This window comes from Saccharothrix sp. NBAS 001, from assembly GCF_056640475.1.
In genome coordinates, this window is the sequence record NZ_CM153251.1 from 1,960,702 (window position 1) to 1,987,208 (window position 26,507).

Below are 26,507 nucleotides of genomic sequence, written 5' to 3' on the forward strand. Positions count from 1 at the left end.
AGTCGTCCGAGAGCGGCCGACCGGGACCGCGACCGTCGAACAAGGAGAAGGACCATGACCGACCTCGACCCGACCACCTCGTCCGATCGCCAGGCCCGCGCCACCGCCCGCAGCCGGTCCGGGGCGCGCGCCGCCCTGGTCGCGGTCCCGCTGGTCGCGGGCCTGCTCGGGGCCGCCCCCGCCCAGGCCGCCGCCGAGCAGGACGGCGTGACGGTCCAGCGGGTGACCGGTGACACCGCCCCGCTGACCTGCCGGGGCGAGGGCGTCGACCCGGCCGCCAAGATCCGGTACCGCACCGAGGCGTTCATCAAGGCGTCCTCGCACACGATCTGGGACCTCCAGACCGACGTCGAGGGCTGGCCGTCCTGGCAGCCGCCGGTCGCCACCGCCGAGCGCCTGGACCACGGCGCGCTGCGGGCCCGCTCGCAGTTCCGCTGGACCACCCCGGTGCCGCCCACCGCGACGACCCCGGCCACCACCCTGGTCATCACCTCCACCGTGCAGCAGATCCAGCGCGACAAGTGCATCCGCTGGACCGGGCCCGCGATCGGCGAGGGGCTGACCATCGACCGGGGCGTGCACGTCTGGAACTTCACCAAGGTCCCGGGCGGTGTCCTGGTGCGCACCGAGGAGACCTGGACCGGCGCCCAGGTCGAGGCCGACGTGCCCACCTCGGTCCACTTCCTCGGCGAGGGGCTCAAGGCGTGGCTGAAGGACCTCAAGACCACCGCCGAGGCCCGCGACTGCCACCGCTGACCGGTCCACGACACCGAACGCCCAGAGGAGAGACAAGTGCGCACCACCGTGCCCGACCACACCGATTCCGCTCGCGCCCATTCCGGCGGCCCAGATTCCGGCGGCCCAGATTCCGGCTGCCCAGATTCCGGCGGCACCGATTCCGGCCGGGCCGGTTCGCGGCCCGTCGTCATCGCGGCCTGGACCGTTCCGGTGTTCATCATCGGCCAATTCGCGATGGTCGCCGTCGTCCCGGTCGCGATCGTGCTGATCGGGGTCCTGCGGAACTCCCGGCTCCGACCACTGCGCCCGTGGGCCGGTGCGCTCGGCGCGGCCTACGCCATTCCACTGGCCCTTTGGGGAATCGGTCCGGAACGCGCGCAGAGCCTTTCCAAGGACATGCACCCGGTGTTCGCCGGACTGATCGTCGCCGCCGCGCTCGCGTTCGCCGTCGCCTACCACGCGCGCCGCCGCCGGAACGCGTGATGGCCGCCCCGGCGCGACGGGCGGGACGGGGGTCGGGCAGCGGGCGGACGCCCACTGCCCGACCCCCGCCGTCCCGGTCGCGCCGAGGACGACCGGGACGTCCTCACGGGAGGGCGGTCAGGGTGCGACCCGGTCGAACCGCAGCGAGGTGTAGCCGGCGCCGTCGGAGTAGATCTGCGCGATGCTCGCCGTACCGACCGCGTCGACCCGGCGGGCTTGCAGCCTGATCGTCGAGGGTCCGCCGACGTGCACCAGCTCGCTGATCGGCGCGGTCTGGTTCCCGCCGGTCAGCGCGTCGCCCACGTTGTGGTCGATGATCTGGTAGATCAGCCGCTCGCTCTCCGGGACGGCCGAGTTGGTGGTGACGTTCCACAGCCGCGCGGTGATGTAGGAGTTGAACGAGGGGGTGCCGGACAGCCGCCCGCGGACGTCCGCGTCGAGTTCGTAGGTGCCGGAGAAGGGCAGCGTGACGGTCAGCGGGGTGTCGGTCCAGGCGCCGGGCGGCAGGTCGACCTGGGCGTGCAGGTGGGAGACCCCCTGGTCGGTGGACGCGGGTTGGGCCGCGCTGACGTTGTTCTGGTCGAGCACCACGGTCGTGGCCAGTGCCGCGACAGCGACGGCGACGACGGCCAGGGACGTGCGGAAGCGATTCATGGTCGGTCATTCCTTCGGGGAGTGCGCCGGGGGAAACGGGAATTCCTCGGGGAAAGAGGGGTATTGGCCTTCGGACGGCCACCGGTGGGCCATCCGCCGTACGGTCATCACGTTAGGGGCTGAATGGTTGTGCCTGCGATAGGCCATCAGGCTGAAGCTGTAAAGAAGGGGTCGGCCGAGGTTTCGTCCGGGCACATTCCGCCGGTTTGCGGAATGCGTCGCGAGATGGAATCAATTCCACTCCGGCGCGCCCCCGCGACGTCGGTCCGCCGGCTCCCGCCCGATCGGCGGCGTCCCGCTCGGTAGGGTCGTCCGTCGTGACAGGACAGTCCGACCCCGCAGGCGCACCCCGGGATCCCGCCTCCCGTCCGACGGTCCGGCGGCCGGAGTTCGCCCGGACCGAACCGGTCACGGCGGTGCCGTCCCGGTTCGTCGAGGCGGTGCGCCCGGGTCGGACCGGACGGTTCTGGCAGCGGGTCGCCGAGGTCGGCACGCCCGTGGTCGAGCCGGACCCGCTCGGGGACCCCGACCACCGCGCGGTGACGTTCCTGTGGCGCGACCGCCCGGTGGAGGGCCGCCCGGCGCACGCCGTGGTGTTGCACGCCAACAAGTTCACCGACTACGACGACCTGGCGGCGACCTCGCCGGCCCGCCTGCCCGGCACGGACGTCTGGCACGCGACGTTCCGGCTGCGCGCCGACTGGCGGTGCTCCTACGTGCCGGCCCCGCTGGCCGCACCGCCCGCGCTGACCGGCCGGCACCACCGCGACGAACTGCTGCGCCACGCCGAACCCGACCCGTTCAACCGCACGCCGCTGCACGGCCGGCACACCGGTCGGACCTTCTCCGTCGCCGAGCTGGACGCCGCCCCCGCCCGGTTCTGGGTGGACGCCGCCGTGCCGCCGCCGCGCGAACTGCCCGGTGACCGGCCGGTCTGGGTGCACGGCGGGGCTCCGGCGCACGGCCCGGCCGGGGGCCCGGTGCTGGTCCTGCTCGACGGTGACGTGTGGGCCCGGGAACACCCCGTCGCGCCGACCCTTGACGCCCTGACCGCCGCCGGCCGCCTGCCGCCCCTGAAGACGGTCATGGTCGGCCCGTCCGCTGCGGGCCGGACCGCCGACCTGACCTGCGACCCGGCGTACCCGGACCACCTGGTCTCGGTCCTGGACCGGTTGGGCCTCCCGGCCGACCCCGACCGCACGATCGTGGCGGGGCAGAGCTTCGGCGGCCTGGCCGCCGCCCACGCGGCCCTGTCCCGCCCCGACCGCTTCGGCACCGTCGTGGCCCAGTCGGCGTCCTTCTGGTGGCCCGGGGGCGACACGGGCACCGGGTGGCTTGCCCACTGCCCGCGAGCCTCCCGCCCACTGCGGTTCGTGCTCCAGGTCGGCAATCAGGAGTGGGGGATGCCCCCGATCGTCGACCGGGTGCGAAAAGCCCTGTCGGCCAACGGTCACCGGGTGTCCACAGTGGAATACAGCGGTGGTCACGACCAAGCGTGGTGGCAGGGCGCGCTGATCGACGCCCTGCTGGACGTCACCACCGGCTGGTGACCCCCGCCCACCGCTGCCACTGCCCGCGCGGGAGCGTGCGACAGGCGCGCAGCGGGAACCCGAGCAGCGGCGCCGAAACCCCGCCGACGACCACCAGCCCGACGGTGTCCACGGGCCGAACTCCAGGTCCGCCGGCACCCCTGCCGCACCGACCGCCCGTCGCCGCCGAACGCGGGGGAGTGCGAGTTCACGCCGGGCCGGCGAAATTCGGATGACCCCCGGCCGCTGCCGGCCTACCGTGGTCGGCGTGATGCACGAGCAGTTCTACCTCTGAGGGACGACGCCTCCACCGGTACCGCGGGTCGCGGTGCCGACCTCGTCCTTTCTGCGCATCACCTCTCGCTGGAGGCAGTTCCCCATGTCGTCCGATCTTTCGCTCGCCCCTGCGCGGGCGGCGCACGTCCGCCTGTCCGACGTCCACGTCTCGTTCGGCGGCCGGCCGGTGCTCGCCGGGGTCGACCTCGTCGCCGCGCGCGGTGACCGGGTCGCCGTGGTCGGCGAGAACGGTCGCGGCAAGACCACCCTGCTCCGGGTGCTCGCCGGCGACCTGCCCGTCGACCGGGGCGAAGTGCACCGCACGGGCTCGCTGGGCGTCGCCGACCAGCAGATCCCGCTCGGCCCCGAGGCCACCGTCGGCGCGCTGGTCGACCTCGAACTGGCCGCCGTGCGCGCCGCCCTGTCCCGGCTGGAACGCGCCGCGGCGGACCTCGCCGACGACCGGCCGGGCGCGGCCGACGCCTACGCCGCCGCGCTCGCCGAGGTCGAGGCGCTGGACGCCTGGGACGCGGACCGCCGGGTCGAGGTCTCGCTGGCGGCGCTGGACGCCGTGGCCGACCGCGCCCGCCCGCTCGGCACGCTCTCGGTCGGGCAGCGGCACCGGGTGCGGCTGGCCTGCCTGCTCGGTGCGGGGCACCACGTGCTGCTGCTGGACGAGCCGACCAACCACCTCGACGCGTCCGGGCTCGCCCACCTCACCGAGCGGCTGCGCGCGCACCCCGGCGTGATCGTCCTGGTCAGCCACGACCGGGCGCTGCTGGCCGACGTGGCGACCACCGTGCTCGACCTCGACCCGTCCAGCGACGGCCGGCCGCGCGGGTACGGCGGCGGCTACGCCGGCTACGTCGAGGCCCGCCGGTCCGAGCGCGCCCGGTGGGAGGCGCTGCACGCCGAGCAGGTCGCCGAGCGGCAGCGGCTGGCCGACGACCTGTCCGCGGCGCAGAACCGGTTGCGCGACAGCTGGCGGCCCGGCAAGGGCCACGGCAGGCACACCCGCGCCACCCGCGCCCCCGGCCTGGTCCGCGCGGTGCACCGGCGGCAGGAGGACCTGGCCGCGCACGTGGTCGCGGTCCCGCCGCCGCCGACCCGGTTCACCATGCCCGAGCTGCCCGCGCACCGGGGCGCGACCCTGCTGCGCGCCGACGGCGTGACCGCGTCCGGCCGGCTGGCCCGCCCGGTCGACCTGGCGCTGGACTCGGGCGACCGGCTGGTGGTCACCGGCCCCAACGGCGCGGGCAAGTCGACGCTGCTGGCGGTGCTGGCGGGGGAGCTGCCGCCGAGCACGGGCGGACTCGCGCGGGCCCGCGCGGTCCGGGTCCGCCGGCTGGGCCAGGAGCCCGAGCCGCCGGGCCGGCGCAGCGCGGCGGAGTGCTACGAGGAGCGCCGCGCCCGGTCCGGCCCGGCCGCGCCGGGGCTGGCCGAGCTGGGTCTGCTGGACCGGCTCGACCTGCACCGGCCGGTGGCCGAGCTGTCGGTGGGCGCGCGCCGCCGGCTTGACCTGGCGCTGGTGCTGGCCGACCTCCCGCACGTGCTGCTGCTGGACGAGCCGACCAACCACCTGTCGGCCGCGCTGGTCGACGAGCTGACCGCCGCGCTCGGCACCACCCCGGCCGCCGTCGTGATCGCCACCCACGACCGGCAACTGCTGCGGGACACCGGTTCCTGGCCGCGCCTGGCCCTGTGAACCGGACCGGGCGGCGGTGTCGCCGACCGCCGCCCGGCCCCTGACGAAACCGCCCGGCGCGTCCCCGGATCGGATGAACTCCCGCCGCCGGCGAGAGGATCTTGCGGACGGGAGGGTTCGGCGGCGGCCTCGCGCGGCGGGGTGCTCCGGAGTGGACTGCCCGCCCGCGACGCGCCTGGTCACCCGGTTGTGGCGGCGCGACGGGCTCGTAACTCAGCGTTTGTCGATAGTGGCTTTGAGTGACGAATGGGGCGTTGTGGCGTCACGTTGCGCGCCTGTGCGTGCGTGCGGGGTTACCCAGAGTCTTGACCATAACCTGAGCGTGACTAAGGTTGACGCGGTGTCGACCGAAGCCGTCCCCGCGGAGTGCCTGTGGTGAGCCGAATGCGGTCACTGGTGGACCAGTACCGCAAGCACGGTGCGAGATCGTTGCTGGACCAGGCGCGGGACACCGTCTTGGAGTTCCTCGAACCCCGGCGCGGTCCGGCCGTCCCGACCGACCCGAAGCCGCCGGCGGAGCCGATCCGGCCGCCCGTCGCACCCCGCGACGTGCTCTCCGACGTGTTCGCCGGCATCGCGCTGCGCGACCTCAACCTGGTGGACTCGCTGCTCGCCGAGCTGGAGCGGATGGAGGCCGACGAGCAGGACCCGGACGCCCTGGCCCGGCTCTACAAGCTCGACCACCTGGCCACCCGGCTGCGCCGCAACGCCGAGAACCTGCGCGTCCTGGCCGGCGAGGAGGCGAGCGCCGCCGCCGGGGAGAACTCCTCCCTGGTCGACGTCGTCCGCGCCGCCCTGTCAGCCATCGAGCAGTACCCGAGGGTGGAGATCGGGCGGGTCGCGCCGCTGGCCGTCGTCGGGCTCGCCGCCGACGACGTCGGCCGGCTGCTCACCGAACTGCTGGACAACGCCACCGCGCAGTCCCCGCCGCACTCCACGGTCACCGTCAGCGCCCACGTCACCGAGCAGGGCAGCGTCCTGCTCCGGGTCGAGGACATCGGCATCGGCCTGCCGGCGGAACGGCTGGCCGAGCTGAACGACCGGCTCTCCGCCGCGCCCGTCCTGGACCGCGCCGCGGTCGGCCACATGGGACTGGCCGTGGTGCGCCGGCTCGCCGACAAGCACGGCCTGCGGGTCTGGCTGGACGGCCGCGTCCCGCACGGCACGATCGCCTGCGTCCTGCTGCCCGCCGGACTGGTGCGCGAGGCGCCGCACGTCTCCTTCGCCCGCCGTCCCGAACCCACCCGGAGCATCCCCGTCGACCCGCCCGCCCACATCGAGACCCGTCCGCTCGCGCCCGGCCCGCCCAGGGTGGCCGGCCTGACGGACAAGGGACTGCCCCGCCGGGTGCCCACCAGCCTGCGCGGCACCGTGCCGTCGACCCCCGGCCCGCGCGAACCGGAGGGCGGCCGGGACGTCTTCGCCGACCTGACCGCGCTGGACGAGGGCGAGCGGGCGGCCCGGGGCACCCTGTTGGACGAACCCGGCTTCGACGTCGACCGCCCCGGCGGCCACCGGCTCGAAGACCAGGGCTTCGAGGACTTCGCCTTCGGCGACCACGGTTTCGGCGGACCGCCGGCCGGCGGCTCGCGGACCGGGGACCTCCGTGCCGGTGATCTCCGTGCCGGTGACCTCCGGGCAGGCGGTCCCAGGGCGGGCGACCTCCACTCCGACGACCAGCGCCCCGACGAGCAGCGCGAGGAACCGACCGAGTGACGACCGACCACCACGCTGCCCCGGCGTCGGACTTCAGGTGGCTGATCAACGAGTTCGTCCAGCGCGTGCACGGCGTGACGCACGCGCTGATCCTGTCCGCCGACGGGCTGTCGCTGGTCGCCTCGGACTCGGTCGGGCAGGACGCGGCCGAGCAGCTCGCCGCGATCTCCAGCGGGATGCTGAACCTCGCGCGCGCCGCCGCCGCGATGTTCCACAAGGGCACCTGCGAGCAGATCGTCGTCCGGCTCACCGACGGCTACTTCCTGTTCATGGACATCGGCGACGACGCCGGGCTCGGCGTGCTGACCGCGCCGGGCTGCGACATGAAGGTCATCGGCTACGAGATGACCAAGTTCGTCGACAACGCCGGTCACGCGCTGACCCCGCAGCGGCGGGCCGACATGCGGCGCACGGTGACCGCCCGGCGACCCGGTGCGTGAGAGCGGAAGGAGGACGAACGCAGTGGCGACCGGTTCCACCCCCACGATGCGCAGCACCCGGGTCCGCCCGTATGCCATCACCCGCGGCCGAACACGTCCACGGCACCTGCTGCTGGTCGAGACGCTGGTGTCGGTGCCGCGCTACGACCCGCAGGCGGGCGCCCTGCTCATGCCCGAGGCCCAGGCCCTCTACGAGCAGGCCCGGCAGCGCACGTCGGTGGCGGAGCTGTCCGCGCACCTGGACATCCCGCTCGGCGTGATCCGGGTGCTGCTCAGCGACCTGATCGGCCAGGACCTCGTGTACGTCCACCCGACCGGGCACGAGTACGACTACGACCTGCCGCTGCTGGAGAGGATTCTGGATGGGCTCAGGCGCGTTTGACGCCGCGCCGCTGACGATCTCGGCGAAGATCGTGGTCGCCGGCGGTTTCGGGGTCGGCAAGACGACGTTCGTGGGCTCGGTGTCCGAGGTGCCGCCGATCAACACCGAGGCGTGGATGACCGAGGCGGCCCAGGCCGTGGACCCGCTGGACCCCGACAGCGACAAGGTCACCACCACGGTCGCGATGGACTTCGGCCGGCTCGCGCTGAGCGACGACCTGCTGCTGTTCCTGTTCGGCACGCCGGGGCAGGCGCGGTTCTGGTTCATGTGGGACGACCTGTCGCGCGGCGCGCTGGGCGCGGTGGTGTTAGTCGACACCCGCCGGCTCGCCGAGTCCTTCGCCGCGATCAACTACTTCGAGAACGACTCGGACCTGCCGTTCGTGGTCGCGGTGAACCTGTTCGACGGCCTGCTGGCGCACGACCTCGACGACGTCCGCGACGCGTTGGCGCTGTCCCCGGACGTCCCGTTGATCACCTGCGACGCCCGTGACCGCTCCTCCGTGGCCGCGGCGCTGCGGGACCTGGTGACCCACACCATGTCGCTCGCCCCGTCCTACGGTCCGGCGTGAGCGACCCACTCGACTGAATGCGGAGAGGTTGGCGGGAATGCGGAAGGTGCTCGTCGTCGGGGCCGGGCAGTCGGGGTTGCAGCTCGCGTTAGGACTGCTCGCCCACGGCTACGACGTCACGGTGATGTCGGCGCGGACACCGGAGGAGATCCGTGCCGGCCGGGTGATGTCCACCCAGTGCATGTTCGGCCCGTCCCTCGCGCACGAGCGCGAGCTGGGCCTGAACCAGTGGGAGGAGCACGCGCCGGCGGTGACCGGCATCGGCCTGTCGGTGGCCGGGCCCGAGGAGTTCGGCGGCCGGTCCCGGGCGCTGGACTGGTGGGCCAGGCTGGACGAGCACGCCCAGTCGGTGGACCAGCGGGTGAAGATGGCCGGCTGGCTGGAACTGCTGGAGGACCGCGGCGGCAAGGTGGTCTACCACGGCGTCGCCACCTCCGACCTGGACGTGCTGACCCGGCTGTACGACCTGGTCGTGGTCGCCGCCGGCAAGGGCGAGCTGGTGCAGGCGTTCAACCGCGACGCCGAACGCTCCCGGTACACCTCCGCGCAGCGCGTCCTGTCGGTGTCCTACGTGCACGGCCTGGCACCGCGACCGGAGCACCCGGACTCGCACGTGGTGCGGTTCAACGCGGTGCCGGGCGTCGGCGAGCTGTTCGTCATCCCCGCCCTTACCCTCAGCGGGCCGTGCGACATCCTGTTCTTCGAGGGCGTCCCGGGCGGTCCGCTGGACTGCTGGGACGACCGGCCCGGCCCCGCCGAGCACCTGCGCCGGATGCTCGGCCTGGTGCGGGAGTACGTGCCGTGGGAGTACGAGCGGTGCGGGGAGGTGGAGCTGACCGACGGGCGCGCCACGCTGACCGGCGCGTACCCGCCGGTGGTGCGCGAGCCGGTGGGCGTCCTGCCGTCGGGCGGGCGGGTGCTGGGCATGGCCGACGTGGTGGTGGCCAACGACCCGATCACCGGCCAGGGCTCCAACAACGCGGCCAAGTGCGCGGCGTCCTACCTGGACAGCATCCTCGCGCGCGGCGCGCGGCCGTTCGACCAGGAGTGGATGACCGCGACGTTCGAGTCCTTCTGGGACGACGCCCGGCACGCGACGACGTGGACCAACGCGATGCTCCAGCCGCCGCCGGAGCACGTCATGCGGATCTTCGGCGCGGCCCGCGACGTGCCCGCCGTGGCCGGCCGGTTCGTCAACGCCTTCGCCGACCCCTCCGACCTGGCGAAGTGGTTCTACGACCCGGAGGCGGCCGACCGCTACCTGGCCTCGGTCACCCCGGGCTGACCCCCGGGCGCGCGACCCGGCCGGCGGCGTGCCCGGCCGGGTCGCGCGGCGGGTCACCCGTCCTGGCGGAACCGGCCCGGGGGCACTTACCGCATCCACACAAGCGCCGGTACCTCGTGACCAGGCGCTTTGTGGTTTCTGGCGATCTTTTCGCCGATCTGGTCCGCCGCGCTGATGATCTCCGGCATCGTGTCGCCGGGTAGCCGGACGTCGATCGTCACGTGATCGTCGTCGGCGAGTCCGACCGTGAGGTGGGTGACCTCGAACAGCCGCCGCAGCAACGCTTCCGGTGCGTCGGACAGGTTCCCGGTGAGGTACGGCAGCAAGTCCGGCAGCGCCACGTCTGCGTCGTCCGGGGCGGTGGGAGTGGCCTCGTCCGCGGTGTCGAGCACGGCGACGGCGGACAACACGGCGAGACGTTCGGCTTCAAGATCGTTGTAGGTGCCGCGCAGAGATCGTTCACGTTGGGCACTCCATCGATGGGCGTGGGCGTCCTTCAGCTTCCGAGGATCACTCGACGATCATTCCAGGCCAGCCGGAGCAAGGTGAGGGCGCTCGCGGACAGGCGAGGTTCAAGGCGGTCGATGGTGTCCGATGTGAAAGGGATGTGCTTGGCATCGCCCTTGCCGATGATCCGCCCTTCATCGTTGACGGCAACCATGCCTTCAAACAGTTCGTCGAACTCGGGCGCATCCAGGACGGCCACGGTCAGTTGTTGCACGCCGAGTTCCAGGGGTTCGATGACCAGGCCGTAGTGCCACATTCGGAAACCGGCGGGCATCGTGTGGCACAACCCGCCGCCATCCGCCACCTTGCCGCCGTCCCGCTCGTGGAGAACGAAGCCAGCGCCCTCCCTGATGTCTCCGCGCCGCCGGATGGTCAACGTATTGATGCCGGGCGACATCAGCAGGCTTGCGGGGTCGAATGGATCGCCTATCGCCTGTCGCCTGTCGCCTGTCGCAAGGGAAGGTCTTCGATTCTCGGGATAGCCCTGCCCGACACGAGCCGGGCCCGTTTGAACTCATGTGCGAGCATCTGCTTGAGGTGGAAAACTTCAAAGAAGGTCGTTTGTCCGAATCCCAGTCGCAGGTCACCGTTGTGGCTGGTGGATATGGAGGTCAGCCGATAGCTCAATCGGTTCTCAAGCAGTCTCGGGCGAACGAGGTCGCGCACGGCGCGACTGTAGTCCCTGTACCGCGCACCCTGATCGTTCAGCGGGAGCAGGTCGCTTACGTCAACCTGTGACGGAAATGCATAGCTCGGGAAGTCGTCCGCCCACTCCAGTTGAATGGCATCCAACTCGACGGGCTTCTCGATCAGCCACCCCTGCCCGGTGAGCACGTGGCCGCCGGGCGCGCGAACGGATTCCGGGTACATCCATGCTGCGAGTTCGGTCAACTCGCGCCCGCGAACACCGGGTGCACTGCGAATCCGCAGCCATTCCTCGCGATCGGCCTCGACAGTGTCCGATGCACTCTTCCCGAATCGGTGATCGCTCCGGTGACCGTGGCTTTCCGTGTTTGGTCCAGTCAGCGTCAGAAGCTCTTCGATGCTCAGCCGGCGTTGCTTGATGAGTAGTGCCAGAACTGTCCGCCCGGTGTTTGCCTGGGCATCGCCCCTTCTTTCTGTGCATTTGGCGAACGGCCAGTGTAACTCTCAGGCGCAACGGTCGGGATTCGCAATCCGTCGGCACCTGTGCTTGTCGGGATCGCAACGACCGCGGCATGACTCGGACACGACTCAAGCCGGACATGCACCGTCGTGCTTCCTGCCTGTCGGTGCCCGTCGATGATCGTCGGCGGCGACGGAGGATGGACACGACTCCCGAAAGCCGTAGTCCACGTCGCCTGCGTCCCCGTGCGGATGCAGTCCGAGTCGCGCCCCGGACCAGAACCGCAGCACGTCGCGGTTGAAGTCCGACGGCCGTTCCCAGTTCGCGCAGTGGCCGACCTGCGGGTAGACCAGCGCGTCGGCGTCGGGCAGGTGCGCGGTGACCATCCGCAGGATCGGCGGCGGCAGGTAGAGGTCGGCGTCGCCGGTGACGAGCAGCGTCCGCACGGACAGCGTGGCCAGCCGGGTCCAGGCGATCGGCCCGGACAGCAGTTGGCGCTCGACCGAACGCCCGCCCAGTGAGCGCTCGGAGATCTCCTTCCACCTCCGCGTGCCCTCCTCGTTCGCCGCGCGGTAGGCCGGGCCCAACTCCCGGAAGTCGTGCGGCAGGTCGCCGAACCCGGGTGGCCGCAGCAGCGCGGTCACCCGCAGGTACTCCGGGTCGGAGATGCCCATGAAGCTGCTCAGCACGACCAGGCTGAGCAGCCGCCGGGGGTGCAGCAGCGCGTAGTCGGTGGCGTAGAAGCCGCCCAGCGCCGCGCCGAGCAGGTGGAACCGCCGCAGCCCGAGGTGCTCGACCAGCGCGTGCAGGTCGTCCGCGCCCACGCCGGGGTCGCCCGGTCGCGGCGGCGTGGAGTTGTGGTGGCCGCGCCGCGAGTAGGCGATCACCCGGTACCCGGCGCGGGCGAACACCGGCTGCTGGTAGGGCCACGACAGGGCGCTCCCGCTGCCGGGGTGCACCAGCACGACCGCCGGGCCGTCCCCGCCGGTGTCCCAGAACCACAGCCGCGCGCCCGGCACGTCGAGCAGCCCTTCCCGCGCGGGCACCTGGTCCGGGATCGGCTCGGGCTGGAGGGGCGGATGCCCGTGCGCCGCCGGGTTCCCCATGTCGGCTCCTGGAGGTGGGGCACATCGTCGGCCTCGGCGCGACGGCGTGACGCGTTCATCAGGAGAGTTCTAGTCGGGGCGCGGGCCCGGCCGTAATGGCCGTTCGGACGGTCCTACCTCCTGGCGATGACGGCCGCGGTGCCGTACGCGCACACCTCGGTGCCCAGGTCGGCGGCCTCGGTCACGTCGAAGCGCATCGCCAGGACCGCGTTGGCACCCCGCGCGCGGGCCTGTTCGACGAGCCGGGTCATCGCTTCGTTGCGGCTGTCGACCAGGGTCTTGGTCAACCCCTTGAGCTCCCCGCCGAAGATCGACTTCAGGCCCGCCCCGATCTGCGTGCCCACGTGCCGCGAGCGCACGGTCAACCCGAAGACCTCGCCGATCACCTCGCGCACCTCGTGGCCCGGCACGTCGTTGGTGGTGACCACGAGAACACCCGAGTCGGTGGGCTGGCCGCCGCCGAAGTCGTCGATCGCCATGTCGTTCTCCCTCTCGCTCGCCGGACCCGGGCCATTGTTGGCCGGGACGGGTCCCCGCGCGCGCCGAGTGCGCGCGCGATCCCTCGTCGGCGCGGGGGAGAACGGCGATTCCCGCGTGGGGTGGTCAGCGCGCCGACCGCAGTTCCTCGGTGAGGCTCACGAACGCGTCCGGCTCCACCTTGAGCCCGCCGCGGAAGGGCTGGGCGATGTCCAGGCAGAGCAGGCAGATAACGGTCACCGCGCCGGCCAGCACGCCCAGCGCGATCAGGTGCCGGGCGCGGGCGGTCGTCCCGACCAGGATCGGGTAGCCGATCATGGCGACCGCGCCGATCAGCGTGGCCACCAGCATGAGGGATCCGGTCGGGCTCAGGCCCTGCGCCTGGTCGACGCGGGCGCGCCTGAGGTCGGCGACCTGCCGGACGCGTTCCATGCCGCTGTCGCGGGCGATCTGCACCTGCTCGGGCGTGGCGGGCAGGTGCACGACGTCCGAGCGCAGCGCGTCCAGCACGGCGGTCGCGGCGTCCGAGCGCTCCCCGTCGGCGAGCCGGTCCCACTCGTCGTCGGCGACCTGCCGGGCGTACTCCGCGATCTCGGTCCGGATGCGCTCGCGCTGCGCCTCGGGCACCACGTCGACCTGGTAGTGCAGGTCGGCCAGCGCGTTGGCCTCGGCCTGGGCGTTGCCCTCGGCGGTGTCGGACTCGGTCCAGGCGATCACCACGTAGAACGCGAGCACCACGATGAACAGTCCACTCAGGACCGCGCCGACGAAGTTGCGGGAGTCGGAATCGCGCTCGGTCGGGTCGGTCACCGGACGGCGTCCGACCAGGACGGCGGCCAGGATGGTCAGGACCACGGCAGCGACGACGACTGCCGCGTTGAAGATCGTCACCGTGCCATGGTCCGGATTGGACTGTCGTGGGGCCAGGTTTTCCCGTGGATTCCACCCGAAGCGGTTGTCTTCGGGTCCGGGGGGCGCGGCTGGGGCCGATCTTCGGGACGCCGTGCGTAGGGTGGGCGCACCCGTCAGCCGGCGGTGTGACGCCCCGTCGGTGTCGGTCCTGTGCGGGCCGGCGCGACGGGCCCCGCCCGCCACCGCGTCGCCCGGCGGGGAAGGGCCGGCTGTGCTTGAGTCCTCCGGCCGTCGGACGAGACAGGAGACCCGATGCGGGCCGGACGACTGTGGTGCCTGTCGGCGTCGGTGCTGGTGCTGTGGATCGCCACGCCGGTCGGCGCCGCCGAGAACCCGCCGCAGCGGGAACTCCCGGCGGGCTTCGACCGCACCGTGCACGGCGACGTGGCGGTGATCGGCAACGCGGTGCTGGGCTGCCCCGCCGACGACGACCCGCACGAGACGGAGTTCCCGGCGCGCCTGTGCCGCGAGGCGCAGGCGCGCCGCGGCGCGGGGGTGTCGGCGCAGAACAACGGCCACTGGATGACGTGGACCGACGTGGACGACGACCCGGCCACCTACAACTCGTCCACGGCGTGGCTGGAGATCCCGGCGGGCGCCGAGGTCGTGCACGCCGAACTGGGCTGGGCCGGCACGACCGGGAGGTCCTCGACCGCGCCGTGCGGGCGCGGCGGGCACCCGCCGGGCACGCCCGCGCTCCAGGCCCCGGTGCTCACGGCGGCCGGCAGGTCCACGGCGCTGGACCCCCGGCGGTTCGCCTACACCAGCGACGACCCGGGCTCGCTGGAGCCGACCGACCAGCAGTTCTACAGCGCGCGGGCGGACGTCACCGCCGAACTGCGCGGCGTGGAGACCGGGCGGCCGGTGCCGGTCACCGCGGGCAACATCTGGACGCCCCAGGGCCGGGACTGCTTCGCCGGCTGGTCGCTCACCCTGGTCTGGGCGTTCGACCGGGCGGTGCCGGCCGCGCCCGCGCCCCGGCACGTGACGCTGCACGGCGCGCACGTCCGGATGCCGTCCCACCCGCACCAGGAGTCGGCCCGGCTGGGCTCGCTGCGGCCGGCCGGCGGTCGCGCCCGGATCGGCGTGATCGCCTACGAGGGCGACTGGGCGCAGTCCGGCGACCGGCTGCTGGTCGAGGGCCGGGCGCAGGCCGACCCCGCCGGCGGCGGCACCGAGAACTTCTTCTCCTCCTACGCCCTGGGGCACCCGGACCCGGTCAACAACATGAGCGTGGACGCGAAGGTCGTGGAAGTCCCCGCGACGCCGGGCGGCACCACCGCCGCGATCACCCTCACCACCCGCGCCGACGCGTACCTGGTGCAGGGCTTCGCGGTCTCGACGCCGCTGCCCGAACTCGCCGTCACGATCCACCCCGACCGGCCGGCGGTGCACGCCGGTGACGTCGTGGAGCACACCGTCCGGGTCGCCAACGCCGGCCAGGCGCCCGCCCGCGACCTGGTGGCGCGCACCGGTGACGAGACGGACTGCGCGCCGCTGCCCGAAGAACTGGCGGGCGGCGCGTCGGCGACGGTCACCTGCCGGACCCGGGCGGCGGCCGACGACCACCCGGTCACCGTCGAGGTCACCGGGAGCAGCCTGGCCGGCGACCGGCTCCAGGCCACCGCGACCACCGAGGTCGAGGTGCTGCGACCGGGGCTGCGGGTCTACCAGAGCGCCGACCCGGACACCGTCGTGGACGGCCAGGACGTCGCCGTGGACGTGCACGTCGAGAACACCGGCGACACCCCGTTGTCGGGACTGCGGATCGACCACGACGTGCTGGACCGGTGCGACCGGGCGGACGCGGGCGCGCTCGACCCGGGGCGGGAGGTCACCGTCGGGTGCGTGGTCGTGGCCGGTCTCACCGATGTGACCGACACGGTGACGGTGACCGGGACGGACCAGCTCGGCGGCGTGGCCGCGGCGTCCGCGACGGCCGGGTTCTCGGTGGTGAACCCGCTGCTGACGATGTCCGCGGTGTGGTCGGCGGACACCGTCCACGCCGGCGAGCCCGTCGCGATCACGGTGCGGGTCGGCAACCCCAGCCGGGTCGCGTTCGACGACGTGGTCGTGGAGGGGGAGCCGGCGGCGTGCCGCCGGGTGGTCGGCGAGCTGCCGGCGGGCGGCGCGTTCGGCTACACCTGCGAGGTCGTCCCCGAGCGCAGCCTGGCCACCGAGCTGACCGCGGTCGGCACGCCCCGGCTCAAGGGCGCGACCGGCCAGTCGGTGCGCCGGTCCGCGTCCGCGCCGGTCCGCGTCACGGTGCTGCCCGCCGTCGGGCCGGCGACCCCCGGGTCGCCGGCCGCGCAGGTGCCGGCACCCGCCGAACCCGCCGCCCGGCCCCAGCCGCCGACCCAGGCCCGGGAGCCGGCGCGGGTCCCGGAGCCGACGCCGACCCGGGCACCGGCCGGGACGGCGGCCCGGGTGCCGGTGGAGATGAACCCCGTCGTGCGGGAAGAGGTCTACCCCGCACGGGAATCCGCGCCTCCCGGCAAGCGGGTGGTCGCCCTGTTCGCGGTGGCCGCCGGGACGGCCGTCATGGTCGTCACGGCGTCCGCGCTGGCGGCGCGCAGGCCGTGACCGGGGCCGGTCCGCAGTACAGGTGCAGCTAGTGTTCTAGGAGAGGCAATGGGATTGCGCAGCAGCGTCCGCGCCGTCGTGGACGGTGAAGGCTTCCAACAGGCGATCATCGTGGTGATCGTCGTCAACGCGGTGGTCCTGGGCATGCAGACCTCGGACTCGATGGTCGACCGGTTCGGCGACGTGCTCGACATGGTCGACGGGACCGCGCTGGCGGTGTTCACGCTGGAGCTGACGGCGCGCGTCTACGCGCACGGACCGCGCTTCTTCCGCAGTTCGTGGAACTGGTTCGACTTCGTGGTCGTCGCGGTGTCGCTGCTCCCGTTCGGGCAGACGGTGTCGGTGCTGCGGGCGTTGCGGATCCTGCGCGCGCTGCGGCTGGTCTCGATGGTGCCGAGCATGCGCCGGGTGATCAGCGCGCTGGTCAAGGCGATCCCCGGCATCCTCGCCCTGGCCGGCCTGCTGGCGCTGCTGCTCTACGTCGGCGGCGTGATGGCGACGACGCTGTTCGGGGAGCGCAGCCCCGCGTTCGCCGACCTCGGCAGCACCGTGCTCACGCTGGTGCAGATCACGACCGGCGACGGCTGGTCGGACGTGATGCGCGACGTGATGGTGGACTACCCGATGGCCTGGATCTTCTTCCTCTGCTACCTGCTGGTCGGCACGTTCACCATGCTCAACCTGTTCATCGCGGTGGTGTGCAGCGCGATGGAGTCGGAGGCGGCCGACCCGCCGCCGGGCCGGGTGCCGGCCCCGCGCGCGGAGCCGGATCAGGTCGGCGCGGCGGTCCTGGAGGAGATCCGGGCGGTGCGGGAGGAGATCCGCGCGCTGCACAGCTCGCGGTGACCCACCGCGCCGCGGCCCACGGGCGGGTGACGCCGGGTGGCACGTGCGGGTGGAGCGGTCCGTTCCGGCGCGCCGGCGCGTGGCGTCGCCACTAGAACGGTCCAGGACCCCGGGTTGCCGCAAGCGCGAGGAGATCCACAAGATGTCGGTCCGGACGTTCGACCACACCACGACCGGGTACAGCCTGCCCCACGCGTACTGGATGGCGGAGGCGGCGAAGCTCGCCTACCAGCCGCCCGAGACGGTCGAGCGGACCGTGCGCGAGTGGGGTTTCGACCGGGTCCGCCACCACGAGACGACGTTCCGCCCGCCGTTCCCGCTGGAGGACACCCAGGCGTACACGGCGGCCAGCGACCGCATGATCGTCACCGCCTTCCGGGGCACCGAACCGGCGCAGGTCAAGGACTGGCTGTCCGACGCGACCACCCCGCCGTGGCCGGGTCCGGACGGCCGGGGCTACGTGCACTACGGGTTCGGCGAGGCGCTGCAGTCGATCCACCCGCAGGTGCGCGACGCCATCGCGGAGTTTCGCGACAACGACCAGACCGTCTGGTTCACCGGTCACAGCCTCGGCGGCGCGCTCGCCGCGCTGGCCGGGATGCGGCTGTACTTCGAGGAGCCCCGGGTGCTCGCGGACGGCGTCTACACCTTCGGCCAGCCCAGGGTGTGCGACCGGCTGCTGGCCAAGGCGCACGACGAGGCGTTCCGCGACCGCACGCACCGGTTCGTCAACAACAACGACATCGTCCCGCAGGTGCCGCCGGAGCCGGTGTTCCACCACGTCCAGGCGCTGCACTACATCGACTCGAAGGGGAAGGTGCGCGACAACGTGCCGTTGTTCGGCAGTGTCGCGGACCGGGCCAAGGGGTTGACCGCCGACGCGTTCTCCCCGGCCAGTGACGGCGTCCGCGACCACTTCATGGACAACTACGTCGACGCCCTGAAGAACAACGCGGGCTGACGGCGGACCGGCGGGGCGGGCGTCCGCCCCGCCGGCCGTCGCGCCGCGCGAAAACCGGTTGCGGCACGGCGGTCGGCCCGAGGTAGTGTGTCCGATGTGTATGGCACAGCGTCGATGAGGCTCCGCCGCGGCTAGCGGTGGTGCTTCTCCGGTCCGGGGAAGATCCGCCGCCTGAGCGAGTCCGTGCCAGGCGCGCCGTCCGGCGCTGCCCGGCTCACCTCGAAGCTGCGGAGATGCTGTGCGCACCCCTCATCCCGGCCGTCACGAGCTGGGCCAGAACTTCCTGATCGACCACGGCGTGATCGGCACCGTCGTGGACCTCGTCGCGGCCACCGCCGGGCCGGTGGTCGAGATCGGCGCGGGCGACGGCGCGCTGACCGTGCCGCTGCACCGGCTGGGCCGCCCGCTGACCGCCGTCGAGGTCGACGGCCGGCGGGCGGCGCGGCTCGCCCGGCTGGTCGGGCCGCCGGCGGAGGTCGTCCACGCGGACTTCCTGCGCCACACCCTCCCGGCCCGGCCCCACGTGCTGGTCGGGAACCTGCCGTTCCACCTGACCACGGCGGTGCTCCGGCACGTCCTGCGCGCCCCGGCGTGGACCGACGCCGTGCTGGTCGTCCAGTGGGAGGTGGCGCGCCGCCGGGCCGGCGTCGGCGGCGCGACCCTGATGACCGCGCAGTGGTGGCCGTGGTTCGACTTCCGGCTGGTGCGCCGGGTGCCGGCGGCGGCGTTCCGGCCCCGGCCCGGCGTCGACGGCGGGGTCCTCGTGGTGACCCGCCGGGAGCACCCGCTCGTGCGCCGCGTGGACCGCAGGCGCTACCAGGCGTTCGCGCAGCGGGTGTTCACCGGCCGGGGGCGAGGTGTGGCCGAGATCGTCGGCACGGCCTCGCCCGCGGCGCGGTCGTCGATCCAGCGGTGGCTGCGGCACCACCGGATCGCGCCGACCGCCCTGCCCCGCGACCTCACCGCGCCGCAGTGGGCCGACCTGTTCCACCTGCCGCCGGCGTCGCGAACAGGCTGAGTCCACTGTGGACGATCGCGTCACGCCGGGTCGTGCTCCCGGCGTGGCGCGGTCTCGCGGATCAGCAGGGACACCACGACCAGCAGGACCGGTGCGGAGCCGTAGAGCAGCAGCGTGTTCGTCAGGCTGTGCGTGGCGTCGGCGACCGCGCCGCCGATCTGCGGGCCCAGCGTCCCGCCGATGGTCTCGCCGACCGCGATCTGGAGCGCGAACGCGGTGGCCATCAACTCCGGGGGCACCGACTCGCCGGGCACCACGTAGGCGATCAGCGTGAGCGAACCGCCCGCCATCAACCCGACCACCAGCGACGCCAGCAGCAACGGCACCGAGTCCGCGAACAGCACGAAGAACACCGGCACCAGACCGCTGCACACCGCCGCCGCGAACAGCGCGGGTCTGCGCCCGAACCGGTCCGACACCGCCGGCGCGACGATGTTGCCCAGCGCGATGACCAGCCCGTAGACCGTGAGCACCAGGGTCGAGGTGCCGGGGGAGTACCCCTCGCCGGCCAGGTACACCGGCGCGAACGTGCCGAAGCCGATGCTGGAACCGATGCACACGGTCGTGCCCACCAGTGCCAGCAGGACGTTGCGGTTGGCCAGGACCAGCCGGAAATCACGCGCCCGGACCCGGCGGGCGTCGGTGGCGGGCCGGTCCTCGCGCATGAACACCGCCACCAGGGCCGCGACCACGATGCCCGGCACGGCGACGAGCGCGAACGCCGGCCGCCACCCGACCGCCGAGGCCAGCCCGACCATGATGCCCGGTGCCAGCGCGCTGCCGATGACCAGCGTCCCGGCGATCACGATGCCCAGGTCGCGCCCGCGCCTGCCCGGTGACGACGCCCGCGCCACCGCGCCCTGGATCAGCGGGATGGCGGGGCCTTCGCAGAACCCGATGATCGCGCGGAACAACAACATCGTCCGGTAGTCCTCGGCCAGGCCGATGAGCGCGACGGCGCACGAGAACAGGACCAGGCTCGTGACGATCAGCCACTTGACCTTGCCGCCGAACCGGTCGGACAGCACGGAGAAGATGAGGCTGGAGATCGCCCAGGTGATCGCGGTGACGGAGACCAGCGAGCCGAGCTGGCTGTTGCTGAGCTGGAGTTCCGCGCCGATCTGCGGGAACAGGAAGGTGATCCCGAAGCGGTCCAGGAAGACGATCCCGGCGGCGAAGAACATGATCGTGACGAGGGTGTTCTGCCGGCGCGCGCCGGCGAGGTCCGCGTCCCGGTGGTGGGCGGTCCCGGTGGTGGACATGGGAGTCTCCTCGGAGGGGTGGTCGGACCAGGAGGACTGCGGTCCGGGCGCGTCACGCGCCGGTCGTGCGGGCGGCGGCGATCCGCCGGGCCGCGGTGGGGAACAGGTCGAGCGCCCGGTCCCGGACGCCGGCGGCCTCGGTGGGGGAGAGCGCCCCGCAGTCCCCGAGGCTCCTCCGGTTCGACTCGGCGGTGTCCGCGGTGGTGCACGGCGCGCCCCAGTCGCTGCCGTACACGACGTGGTCCGCGCCGACCACCGCCACGGCGGGCAGCAGGGACTCCGCGAACGCCGTCGCCGCCGTGTCGACGTACAGGGTGGAGACCTGCGCGTCGACGTCCCGCGCGGAGATCCCCTGCGGAACCCACGATTCGTCGCCCAGCAGGCGAAGCCGCCCGGTCAGGGCGGGGAAGGCCCCACCGCAGTGCGCGATCACGAACGTGATCCCCGGGTGGCGCGCGAACGTCTTGCGGAACACCATGTCGAAGACCGTCCGGGCGGTGTCGAACGCCACCTCGTACAGCGGTGCCGGGTGGTCCAGGGTCGGCGGCCGGCGGGCGTCCGGGTGGACGAACACCGCCGAACCCCACTCGTCGAGCTGCTTCCACAGCGGGGTGAGGGATTCGTCGCCCAGGTGGACGCCGTGGTAGTTCGTCGTCACGGCGAACCCGTCGGCCCCGAGGACCTCGCGGGCCCGCCGCGCCTCGGCCAGCGCCGCCGCCGGGTCGTTCGTCGGCAGGGCCGCCAGCAGCCCGAACCGCGACGGGTGGGCCGCGACGACCGAGGCCCCGTAGTCGTTCGACGCCCGGAGCGCGGGCAGGCTGCCGGGGACGTTGCTCAGCAACTGCATGGCCGTGCCGGAGGAGTCCATGTAGGACAACGTCTTCCCGACGGACCACTCGTGCGGTTCGCGGAAGTAGATGCCCTGGCCCAGCATGGCCTGCCAGGCGCCCCGGCGTTCGTCCTCGGTGCTCGGCACCGTGAAGTGCGCGTGGACGTCCACGTACCCGGAGGTGCTCATCTCGTCGTTCCCCTCGATCGGGTTGCGGGCCACGGGGGTCACGCGTCCCGGAACAACCGGAGACCGTCCTCGATCTCGGAGAGGGGGCTCTGCGCCAGGTAGGGGGCCAGCGCTTCGCGCGCCTGGGCGGGCGTCAGGAGCGCGGACGCGGGCACCTCGTCCACCCGCCAGCTGCCGGTGTCGTCGTACACGAACTCGCCCACCAGCCGCCCGTCGCGGTACGGCCACGCGGCGGCGAACCGGTGCGAGACCTGGTAGACGCCGTCCGGCTGCACGCCCTCGTCGGCGAGCGCCGGATCGGTGCCGCGCACGACCTGCGCGAAGACCGCTTCGATGAAGATGCCGTAGTCCGACACGGCGACTTCCTCGTGCAACGCGCCGAAGACGTTGACCCCGCGCCCGACGATGTCGGCGTAGAGGCCGCGCACCTCGTCCATGCCGTCGCACACCATCGTCCGCCCGCGCTCGGTGAGCCGGTACACCGGGTGCTCGACGGTCATCGTCGGGACGAGGATGTCCTCCCACAGGCCGGACACCTCCAGCAGGGCGTGCCGCCGGTAGTTCTTGAGCACGTGCCGGTGCCGGGGGTTCTCCACCACGGCGAGCGCGGCGTCCACGCCCGTGGAGATGTCCCGCACGTCGAAAACCTTCATGCTCCGCACTCCTCGAAAACGGTCGCGGCCACGGTGCCGCGCTTGGTGGCACAGACTGTCCGGGACGGCCTGCGGGCCGTCAGCACGATGTCCGATGAATGAACGGGCCATTGATCCACAGAGGACGTCCGAACCGGACACCGGTCGGACCGGTCGCGGCGTCGGCCCGTCGCGCGCCGACGACGCCGCGACCGCCACGCCGCCGAGGATCGCGGTCGCGCCCCGGCCGGCGACCACCACACTGTGGCGGACCGGCCGGGGCGACTCGCGCGACCGGTCATCCTATGGACATACTCGTCCGCCCAGGACCGGTCCCAGGACAGGGAGGACGTGCCGTGCCCCGCACCAACGAACCCGGCCGGAGCGTGAGTTCCCGCCTGCTGGAGGTGCTGTTCGCCTTCCAACCCGACCAGACCGCGCTCAGCCTCGCCGACCTGGTGCGCCGCACCGGGCTGCCACACGCCACGGTGCGCCGGCTGGCCATGGAGCTGGCCGAGGTGGGCGCGCTGAGCCGTGACCACGAAGGCCGCTTCACGATCGGCCTGCGGCTGTGGCAGCTGGGCACGCTGGCGCCGCTCACCGAATCGCTGCGCACCAGCGCGCAGCCGTTCATGGAGGACCTGTACACGGCGCTGCGCCAGCACGTGCAGCTGGCAGTCCTGGAGGGGACCGATGCGGTGATCATCGAACGCCTGTCCGCGCCGCGCGCGCCGGGCCTGGTCTCGCAGGTGGGCGGGCGGTTGCCGCTGCACTGCTCGGGGGTCGGCAAGGTGCTGCTGGCGCACGGCGGCGGCGAGCTGATCGACCGCGTGCTGTCGGGCAGGCTGCGCGGCTACACGCCGCGCACGGTGGTCGACCCGGCCGTGCTGCGCGGCGAACTCGCCGAGTGCCGGCGCACCGGCACCGCGAACGTGCGCGGCGAGCTGACCACCGGCGCGGACTCGATCGCGACCCGGATCGTGGACGGCGACGGCGTGGTGGTGGCGGCGCTGTCGGTGGTGGTGCGCACCGGCTCGGTGAAGCACCAGGCGGCGCTCCCGTCGCTGATCGCCAGCGGCCTGGGCATCTCCCGCGTGCTCGGCTGGCGGCCGGGCATCAGGATCCGCGACACCTGAGCCGACGTCCATTGAACGGACACCGCGCTGGCCCGGCCCGATCGGTCGCGGCGAGAATGCGAACCGGTGCGGACCGGGCCGCGCCCGCGGTGCGCGGGCAGCCGCACGGAGGCTTCCGCCGCACGGGTTCCACCCCACCCGGAGAAGCACCCGGAGAAGAACCGCACCGGAGAAGACCGCACCGGAGAGAACCACACCGGAGAACCAGGAGGACGAGACCATGCCCGAACGGGACGTGTCCGCCGAACCTCGCGCCGTCCCGGCGGGCGGGCTGTTCAGCGAGGAGCGGTCGGCGGAGGTGGTCGCGGCGAGCTTCGCCGGCACACCGGACCCGCGCCTGCGCCACGTGCTCACCTCGCTGGTGCGGCACCTGCACGACTTCGTCAAGGACGTCGAGCTGACCGGCGAGGAGTGGGCGGCGGCGATCGCGTTCCTCACCGCGACCGGGCAGACCTGCACCGACACCCGGCAGGAGTTCATCCTGCTCTCCGACGTGCTCGGGGTGTCGATGCTGGTCGAGACGATCGGCAACCGGGCGGGCGACGGGTCGACCGAGTCCACGGTGGAGGGACCGTTCCACGTGGTCGAGTCGCCGCGCCGGGAACTCGGGGCGACCATCGCCGACGACGGCCTGGGCACGCCGTGCCTGGTGACCGGCAGCGTGCGCGGTCTCGACGGCCGGCCGGTGCCGGGTGCGCAGGTGGACGTGTGGCAGGCCAACGACGAGGGCTTCTACGACGTGCAGCAGCCCGACGTGCAGCCGCACCGCAACCTGCGCGGCCTGTTCACCGCCGACGGCGAGGGGGAGTTCCGGTTCCGCTCGATCGTCCCGCGCCACTACCCGATCCCGGCGGACGGCCCGGTCGGCGGGCTGCTGGCGGCCACCGCCCGGCACCCCAACCGCCCGGCGCACGTCCACTTCGAGGTCTCCGCGCCCGGCTACCGCACGGTGACCACCCACCTGTTCGTCGCGGACACCCCGTACATCGACTCGGACGCGGTGTTCGGCGTCAAACCCGCGCTGGTGCGGGAGTTCCCGGAGGTGGACGACCCGGCCCGCGCGGCGGAGGCCGGCCTGCCCAACCCGTTCCGGACGGTGCACTTCGACGTCGTCCTGGGCCCGGCGGAGGGACGATGACCCCGTTGCGCTCCTTCTCCTACGACGCCGCCCCGATGCGGGTGCGCTTCGGCCCCGGCGTGGTCGCCGAACTGCCCGCCGAGATCACCGCGCTGGGCCTGCGCCGGGCGCTCGTGCTGTGCTCGCCCGAGCAGGAGGAGACCGGCCGGGAGATCTCCCGCGCGCTGGGCGCGCACTCGGCGGGCGTGCTCGCCGAAGCGCGGATGCACGTCCCGGTCGAGGTGGCCCGGCGGGCCCGGGACCGGGCCGCCGAACTCGGGGCGGACGGCTGCGTCGCGGTCGGCGGCGGTTCGGCCATCGGCCTGGGCAAGGCGGTCGCGCTGGAGCACGGCCTGCCGGTGGTCGCGGTGCCCACCACCTACGCGGGCTCGGAGATGACCCCGGTGTGGGGCATCACCGAGAACGGCCGCAAGCGCACCGGCAAGGACCGCAAGGTGCTGCCGGTCAGCGTCCTGTACGACCCCGAACTCACCGTCGGGCTGCCCGTCGGGATGTCGACGACCAGCGGCTTCAACGCGATCGCGCACGCCGTGGAAGCCCTCTACGCCCCGGACCGCTCGCCGGTCGTCTCGCTGATGGCGCAGGAGGGCGCGCGGGCGATGGCCGAGGCGCTGCCCGGCGTGGTGGCGGGCGATTTCGACGCCCGGATCGCCGCGCTGTACGGGTCGTGGCTGTGCGGCGCGTGCCTGGGCGCCACGACGATGTCGTTGCACCACAAGCTGTGCCACGCGCTGGGCGGGACGCTGGACCTGCCGCACGCCCCGACGCACACCGTCGTCCTGCCGCACGTGCTCGCCTACAACCAGGACGCCGCACCCGACGCGGTCGACGCGCTGTCCCGCGCGTGGCGCACCGACGACCCGGCGCGGTGGCTGTGGGACCTCGCCGGAGGGCTGGGCGCGCCCCGCTCGCTGCGCGAACTCGGGATGGCCGAGTCCGATGTGGAGCGGATCGCGCAAGAGGCCGTGCGCAACCCCTACGCGAACCCCGCGCCGGTGACCTACGAGGGCGTGGCCGGGCTGCTCCGCGCGGCCTGGAGCGGCGCACCGCCGTCGCGCTGACCGCGCCGCACGACCCGTTGCGGCGCGCTGTGGACCAGGTCGAAGTCGCGGCCGATCGCCCCGGCGGTGCGCAGCAGCATCGGCAGCAGCTCCTCGATCAGCTCCCGGTGGTCGACCTCGGCGGCGATCGCGGCGATGTTGACCGCGGCGGTGATCCGGCCGTCGCCGTCGCGCAGGGGCGCGGCGACGGCCCGCACGCCCAGCGCCACCTCCTCGTCGGTCGACGCCCAACCGCGGGCGCGGATCTCGCGCAGCTCGGCCGCCAGCTCGGCGTCCGACCTCGCCCGGCGCGGCCGGACCGAGGTGCGCTCGGGCGTGGCCAGGGCGGCGGCGAGGTCGTCGGCGTCCAGCGCGGCGAGCAGGACCTTGCCCAGCGCCGTGCTGCGGGCCGGGAAGCGGGTGCCGACCTTGACGTTGACCGAGACGACCTTGGGCGCTTCGACGCGGGCCACGTAGAGGATGTCCGAGCCGTCCAGCTGCGCGATGGACGCGGCCTGGTCGGTGTGCTCGACCAGCGCGGCCAGGTGGGGCCGGGCCACCTCCCACAGCCCGGTGGAGAGCGTGTAGGCCACGCCCAGTTCGAGTACCCGGGGCGTGAGGGTGACGCCGTCGGGCGTGGTGCGGACGTAGCCGAGGTGTTCGAGCGTGAGCACGATCCGGCGGGTGGTCGGCCGGGCCAGCCCGGTCGCGGTCGCTATCTCGGTGAGCGACCGGGGCGCGGGGTGCGTGCCGAAGCACTTGAGCACGTCGAGGCCGCGGGCCAGGGCCTCGATGAAGTCGGGGCCGGCGTCGTCGCGGGGCATCGCGCTCCCTTCGTCGGAGATCGGCCGACAGCCTAGCCAAGGCGGGGCCACGCCGCGCGCCCTGGCCGTCAAGCGGACAGGCGTCCGTGGTGGCCGCTCGGCGTGCGCGAGGAAGAAATCCCTTCATACCAGCGAAATCTCTTGTTCGCTCGTTCTTGACAGT

General features: G+C 73.2%; 28 protein-coding genes. 16 read left to right on the forward strand and 12 right to left on the reverse strand.

The window, feature by feature from the left end:
* The first annotated feature begins 54 nt into the window (after positions 1-54).
* Positions 55-756, forward strand: coding sequence for an SRPBCC family protein (locus tag AC0HI0_RS08470; protein ID WP_480931721.1), 702 nt, complete (start codon positions 55-57; stop codon positions 754-756).
* A 36-nt stretch (positions 757-792) separates the two neighbouring features.
* Positions 793-1,221, forward strand: a complete 429-nt coding sequence (locus tag AC0HI0_RS08475) for a hypothetical protein (protein WP_480931722.1) — start codon at positions 793-795, stop codon at positions 1,219-1,221.
* Positions 1,222-1,338: 117 nt separating this feature from the next.
* Here AC0HI0_RS08475 and AC0HI0_RS08480 read toward each other — a convergent pair whose 3' ends face one another.
* A complete protein-coding gene (locus AC0HI0_RS08480) occupies positions 1,339-1,875 on the reverse strand; it encodes a hypothetical protein (RefSeq protein ID WP_480931723.1) in 537 nt (178 codons plus the stop codon).
* A 317-nt stretch (positions 1,876-2,192) separates the two neighbouring features.
* Here AC0HI0_RS08480 and fes point away from each other — a divergent pair, with 317 nt between their 5' ends.
* A complete protein-coding gene (fes, locus tag AC0HI0_RS08485; RefSeq protein ID WP_480931724.1) occupies positions 2,193-3,425 on the forward strand; it encodes an enterochelin esterase in 1,233 nt (410 codons plus the stop codon).
* Here fes and AC0HI0_RS08490 read toward each other — a convergent pair.
* Positions 3,409-3,537 carry a hypothetical protein gene (locus AC0HI0_RS08490; protein ID WP_480931725.1) on the reverse strand — a complete coding sequence of 43 codons (129 nt, stop codon included), beginning with the start codon at positions 3,535-3,537 and terminating at the stop codon, positions 3,409-3,411. The two genes, fes and AC0HI0_RS08490, sit on opposite strands and share 17 nt — an antisense overlap.
* Before the next feature lie 246 nt (positions 3,538-3,783).
* On the opposite strand from AC0HI0_RS08490, the gene AC0HI0_RS08495 reads away from it, so the two are divergent.
* The 6 genes from AC0HI0_RS08495 (at position 3,784) to AC0HI0_RS08520 (ending at position 9,779) form a co-directional block, all read left to right on the forward strand.
* On the forward strand, positions 3,784-5,385 hold the full coding sequence (locus AC0HI0_RS08495; protein ID WP_480931726.1) for an ATP-binding cassette domain-containing protein: 1,602 nt from the start codon (positions 3,784-3,786) through the stop codon (positions 5,383-5,385).
* A 384-nt stretch (positions 5,386-5,769) separates the two neighbouring features.
* Entirely contained in the window at positions 5,770-7,101 is a 1,332-nt protein-coding gene (locus tag AC0HI0_RS08500; RefSeq protein ID WP_480931727.1) for a sensor histidine kinase, read from the forward strand.
* Complete coding sequence (locus AC0HI0_RS08505; protein ID WP_480931728.1) at positions 7,098-7,541, forward strand: roadblock/LC7 domain-containing protein; 444 nt, start codon at positions 7,098-7,100, stop codon at positions 7,539-7,541. The genes AC0HI0_RS08500 and AC0HI0_RS08505 overlap by 4 nt, the downstream gene beginning before the upstream one ends.
* A gap of 22 nt (positions 7,542-7,563) precedes the next feature.
* Positions 7,564-7,923: a DUF742 domain-containing protein gene (locus AC0HI0_RS08510; RefSeq protein ID WP_480931729.1), complete on the forward strand. Its 360-nt coding sequence runs from the start codon at positions 7,564-7,566 to the stop codon at positions 7,921-7,923.
* Complete coding sequence (locus AC0HI0_RS08515; RefSeq protein WP_480931730.1) at positions 7,904-8,494, forward strand: GTP-binding protein; 591 nt, start codon at positions 7,904-7,906, stop codon at positions 8,492-8,494. The genes AC0HI0_RS08510 and AC0HI0_RS08515 overlap by 20 nt, the downstream gene beginning before the upstream one ends.
* Before the next feature lie 37 nt (positions 8,495-8,531).
* Entirely contained in the window at positions 8,532-9,779 is a 1,248-nt protein-coding gene (locus tag AC0HI0_RS08520; protein WP_480931731.1) for a styrene monooxygenase/indole monooxygenase family protein, read from the forward strand.
* An 86-nt stretch (positions 9,780-9,865) separates the two neighbouring features.
* Here AC0HI0_RS08520 and AC0HI0_RS08525 read toward each other — a convergent pair whose 3' ends face one another.
* The 6 genes from AC0HI0_RS08525 to AC0HI0_RS08550 all read right to left on the reverse strand — a co-directional run bounded on the left by AC0HI0_RS08525 (position 9,866) and on the right by AC0HI0_RS08550 (position 13,865).
* Positions 9,866-10,189: a hypothetical protein gene (locus AC0HI0_RS08525; protein ID WP_480931732.1), complete on the reverse strand. Its 324-nt coding sequence runs from the start codon at positions 10,187-10,189 to the stop codon at positions 9,866-9,868.
* Positions 10,190-10,275: 86 nt separating this feature from the next.
* A complete protein-coding gene (locus AC0HI0_RS08530; protein WP_480931733.1) occupies positions 10,276-10,683 on the reverse strand; it encodes a hypothetical protein in 408 nt (135 codons plus the stop codon).
* Positions 10,684-10,712: 29 nt separating this feature from the next.
* Positions 10,713-11,177, reverse strand: coding sequence for a hypothetical protein (locus tag AC0HI0_RS08535; protein ID WP_480931734.1), 465 nt, complete (start codon positions 11,175-11,177; stop codon positions 10,713-10,715).
* Between the two features lie 342 nt (positions 11,178-11,519).
* Entirely contained in the window at positions 11,520-12,497 is a 978-nt protein-coding gene (locus AC0HI0_RS08540; protein ID WP_480931735.1) for an alpha/beta fold hydrolase, read from the reverse strand.
* Between the two features lie 113 nt (positions 12,498-12,610).
* Positions 12,611-12,976: a YbjQ family protein gene (locus tag AC0HI0_RS08545; RefSeq protein ID WP_480931736.1), complete on the reverse strand. Its 366-nt coding sequence runs from the start codon at positions 12,974-12,976 to the stop codon at positions 12,611-12,613.
* A 124-nt stretch (positions 12,977-13,100) separates the two neighbouring features.
* Positions 13,101-13,865: a bestrophin-like domain gene (locus tag AC0HI0_RS08550; protein WP_480931737.1), complete on the reverse strand. Its 765-nt coding sequence runs from the start codon at positions 13,863-13,865 to the stop codon at positions 13,101-13,103.
* 273 nt (positions 13,866-14,138) lie between these two features.
* On the opposite strand from AC0HI0_RS08550, the gene AC0HI0_RS08555 reads away from it, so the two are divergent.
* The 4 genes from AC0HI0_RS08555 (at position 14,139) to erm (ending at position 19,294) form a co-directional block, all read left to right on the forward strand.
* Positions 14,139-16,469: a COG1361 family protein gene (locus tag AC0HI0_RS08555; protein ID WP_480931738.1), complete on the forward strand. Its 2,331-nt coding sequence runs from the start codon at positions 14,139-14,141 to the stop codon at positions 16,467-16,469.
* A gap of 48 nt (positions 16,470-16,517) precedes the next feature.
* Positions 16,518-17,315, forward strand: a complete 798-nt coding sequence (locus tag AC0HI0_RS08560) for an ion transporter (RefSeq protein ID WP_480931739.1) — start codon at positions 16,518-16,520, stop codon at positions 17,313-17,315.
* 142 nt (positions 17,316-17,457) lie between these two features.
* On the forward strand, positions 17,458-18,276 hold the full coding sequence (locus AC0HI0_RS08565) for a lipase family protein (protein ID WP_480931740.1): 819 nt from the start codon (positions 17,458-17,460) through the stop codon (positions 18,274-18,276).
* A gap of 238 nt (positions 18,277-18,514) precedes the next feature.
* Entirely contained in the window at positions 18,515-19,294 is a 780-nt protein-coding gene (gene erm, locus AC0HI0_RS08570) for a 23S ribosomal RNA methyltransferase Erm (protein ID WP_480931741.1), read from the forward strand.
* Between the two features lie 20 nt (positions 19,295-19,314).
* Here the strand turns inward: erm and AC0HI0_RS08575 are convergent, their stop codons facing one another.
* From AC0HI0_RS08575 to AC0HI0_RS08585, 3 genes are read right to left on the reverse strand one after another with little or no spacing between them, the layout of a single operon-like run.
* Positions 19,315-20,556 (reverse strand): MFS transporter, encoded by a 1,242-nt coding sequence (locus tag AC0HI0_RS08575; protein ID WP_480931742.1) that lies wholly within the window; start codon positions 20,554-20,556, stop codon positions 19,315-19,317.
* Between the two features lie 52 nt (positions 20,557-20,608).
* Entirely contained in the window at positions 20,609-21,616 is a 1,008-nt protein-coding gene (locus tag AC0HI0_RS08580; protein WP_480931743.1) for an amidohydrolase family protein, read from the reverse strand.
* Positions 21,613-22,227 carry a hypothetical protein gene (locus AC0HI0_RS08585; RefSeq protein ID WP_480931744.1) on the reverse strand — a complete coding sequence of 205 codons (615 nt, stop codon included), beginning with the start codon at positions 22,225-22,227 and terminating at the stop codon, positions 21,613-21,615. The genes AC0HI0_RS08580 and AC0HI0_RS08585 overlap by 4 nt, the downstream gene beginning before the upstream one ends.
* 335 nt (positions 22,228-22,562) lie before the next feature.
* Between AC0HI0_RS08585 and AC0HI0_RS08590 the strand changes: the two genes are divergently transcribed.
* From AC0HI0_RS08590 to AC0HI0_RS08600, 3 genes are all read left to right on the forward strand, one after another.
* Positions 22,563-23,342, forward strand: coding sequence for an IclR family transcriptional regulator (locus AC0HI0_RS08590; protein ID WP_480931745.1), 780 nt, complete (start codon positions 22,563-22,565; stop codon positions 23,340-23,342).
* A gap of 220 nt (positions 23,343-23,562) precedes the next feature.
* Complete coding sequence (locus AC0HI0_RS08595) at positions 23,563-24,480, forward strand: dioxygenase family protein (RefSeq protein ID WP_480931746.1); 918 nt, start codon at positions 23,563-23,565, stop codon at positions 24,478-24,480.
* A complete protein-coding gene (locus AC0HI0_RS08600) occupies positions 24,477-25,541 on the forward strand; it encodes a maleylacetate reductase (RefSeq protein WP_480931747.1) in 1,065 nt (354 codons plus the stop codon). The genes AC0HI0_RS08595 and AC0HI0_RS08600 overlap by 4 nt, the downstream gene beginning before the upstream one ends.
* On the opposite strand, the gene AC0HI0_RS08605 is transcribed toward AC0HI0_RS08600, so the two are convergent.
* Complete coding sequence (locus AC0HI0_RS08605) at positions 25,481-26,344, reverse strand: IclR family transcriptional regulator domain-containing protein (protein WP_480931748.1); 864 nt, start codon at positions 26,342-26,344, stop codon at positions 25,481-25,483. The genes AC0HI0_RS08600 and AC0HI0_RS08605 overlap by 61 nt on opposite strands.
* Between the last annotated feature and the right edge of the window lie 163 nt (positions 26,345-26,507).

Coding starts and splice junctions, on each gene's coding strand:
- AC0HI0_RS08495 (WP_480931726.1), top strand. CDS start 3,784: ATGTCGTCCGATCTTTCGCTCGCCCCTGCGCGGGCGGCGCACGTCCGC.
- AC0HI0_RS08595 (WP_480931746.1), top strand. CDS start 23,563: ATGCCCGAACGGGACGTGTCCGCCGAACCTCGCGCCGTCCCGGCGGGC.
- AC0HI0_RS08470 (WP_480931721.1), top strand. CDS start 55: ATGACCGACCTCGACCCGACCACCTCGTCCGATCGCCAGGCCCGCGCC.
- AC0HI0_RS08520 (WP_480931731.1), top strand. CDS start 8,532: ATGCGGAAGGTGCTCGTCGTCGGGGCCGGGCAGTCGGGGTTGCAGCTC.
- AC0HI0_RS08480 (WP_480931723.1), bottom strand. CDS start 1,875: ATGAATCGCTTCCGCACGTCCCTGGCCGTCGTCGCCGTCGCTGTCGCG.
- AC0HI0_RS08585 (WP_480931744.1), bottom strand. CDS start 22,227: ATGAAGGTTTTCGACGTGCGGGACATCTCCACGGGCGTGGACGCCGCG.
- AC0HI0_RS08600 (WP_480931747.1), top strand. CDS start 24,477: ATGACCCCGTTGCGCTCCTTCTCCTACGACGCCGCCCCGATGCGGGTG.
- AC0HI0_RS08605 (WP_480931748.1), bottom strand. CDS start 26,344: ATGCCCCGCGACGACGCCGGCCCCGACTTCATCGAGGCCCTGGCCCGC.
- AC0HI0_RS08545 (WP_480931736.1), bottom strand. CDS start 12,976: ATGGCGATCGACGACTTCGGCGGCGGCCAGCCCACCGACTCGGGTGTT.
- AC0HI0_RS08530 (WP_480931733.1), bottom strand. CDS start 10,683: ATGTCGCCCGGCATCAATACGTTGACCATCCGGCGGCGCGGAGACATC.
- AC0HI0_RS08575 (WP_480931742.1), bottom strand. CDS start 20,556: ATGTCCACCACCGGGACCGCCCACCACCGGGACGCGGACCTCGCCGGC.
- AC0HI0_RS08560 (WP_480931739.1), top strand. CDS start 16,518: ATGGGATTGCGCAGCAGCGTCCGCGCCGTCGTGGACGGTGAAGGCTTC.
- AC0HI0_RS08515 (WP_480931730.1), top strand. CDS start 7,904: ATGGGCTCAGGCGCGTTTGACGCCGCGCCGCTGACGATCTCGGCGAAG.
- AC0HI0_RS08555 (WP_480931738.1), top strand. CDS start 14,139: ATGCGGGCCGGACGACTGTGGTGCCTGTCGGCGTCGGTGCTGGTGCTG.
- AC0HI0_RS08500 (WP_480931727.1), top strand. CDS start 5,770: ATGCGGTCACTGGTGGACCAGTACCGCAAGCACGGTGCGAGATCGTTG.
- AC0HI0_RS08565 (WP_480931740.1), top strand. CDS start 17,458: ATGTCGGTCCGGACGTTCGACCACACCACGACCGGGTACAGCCTGCCC.
- AC0HI0_RS08540 (WP_480931735.1), bottom strand. CDS start 12,497: ATGGGGAACCCGGCGGCGCACGGGCATCCGCCCCTCCAGCCCGAGCCG.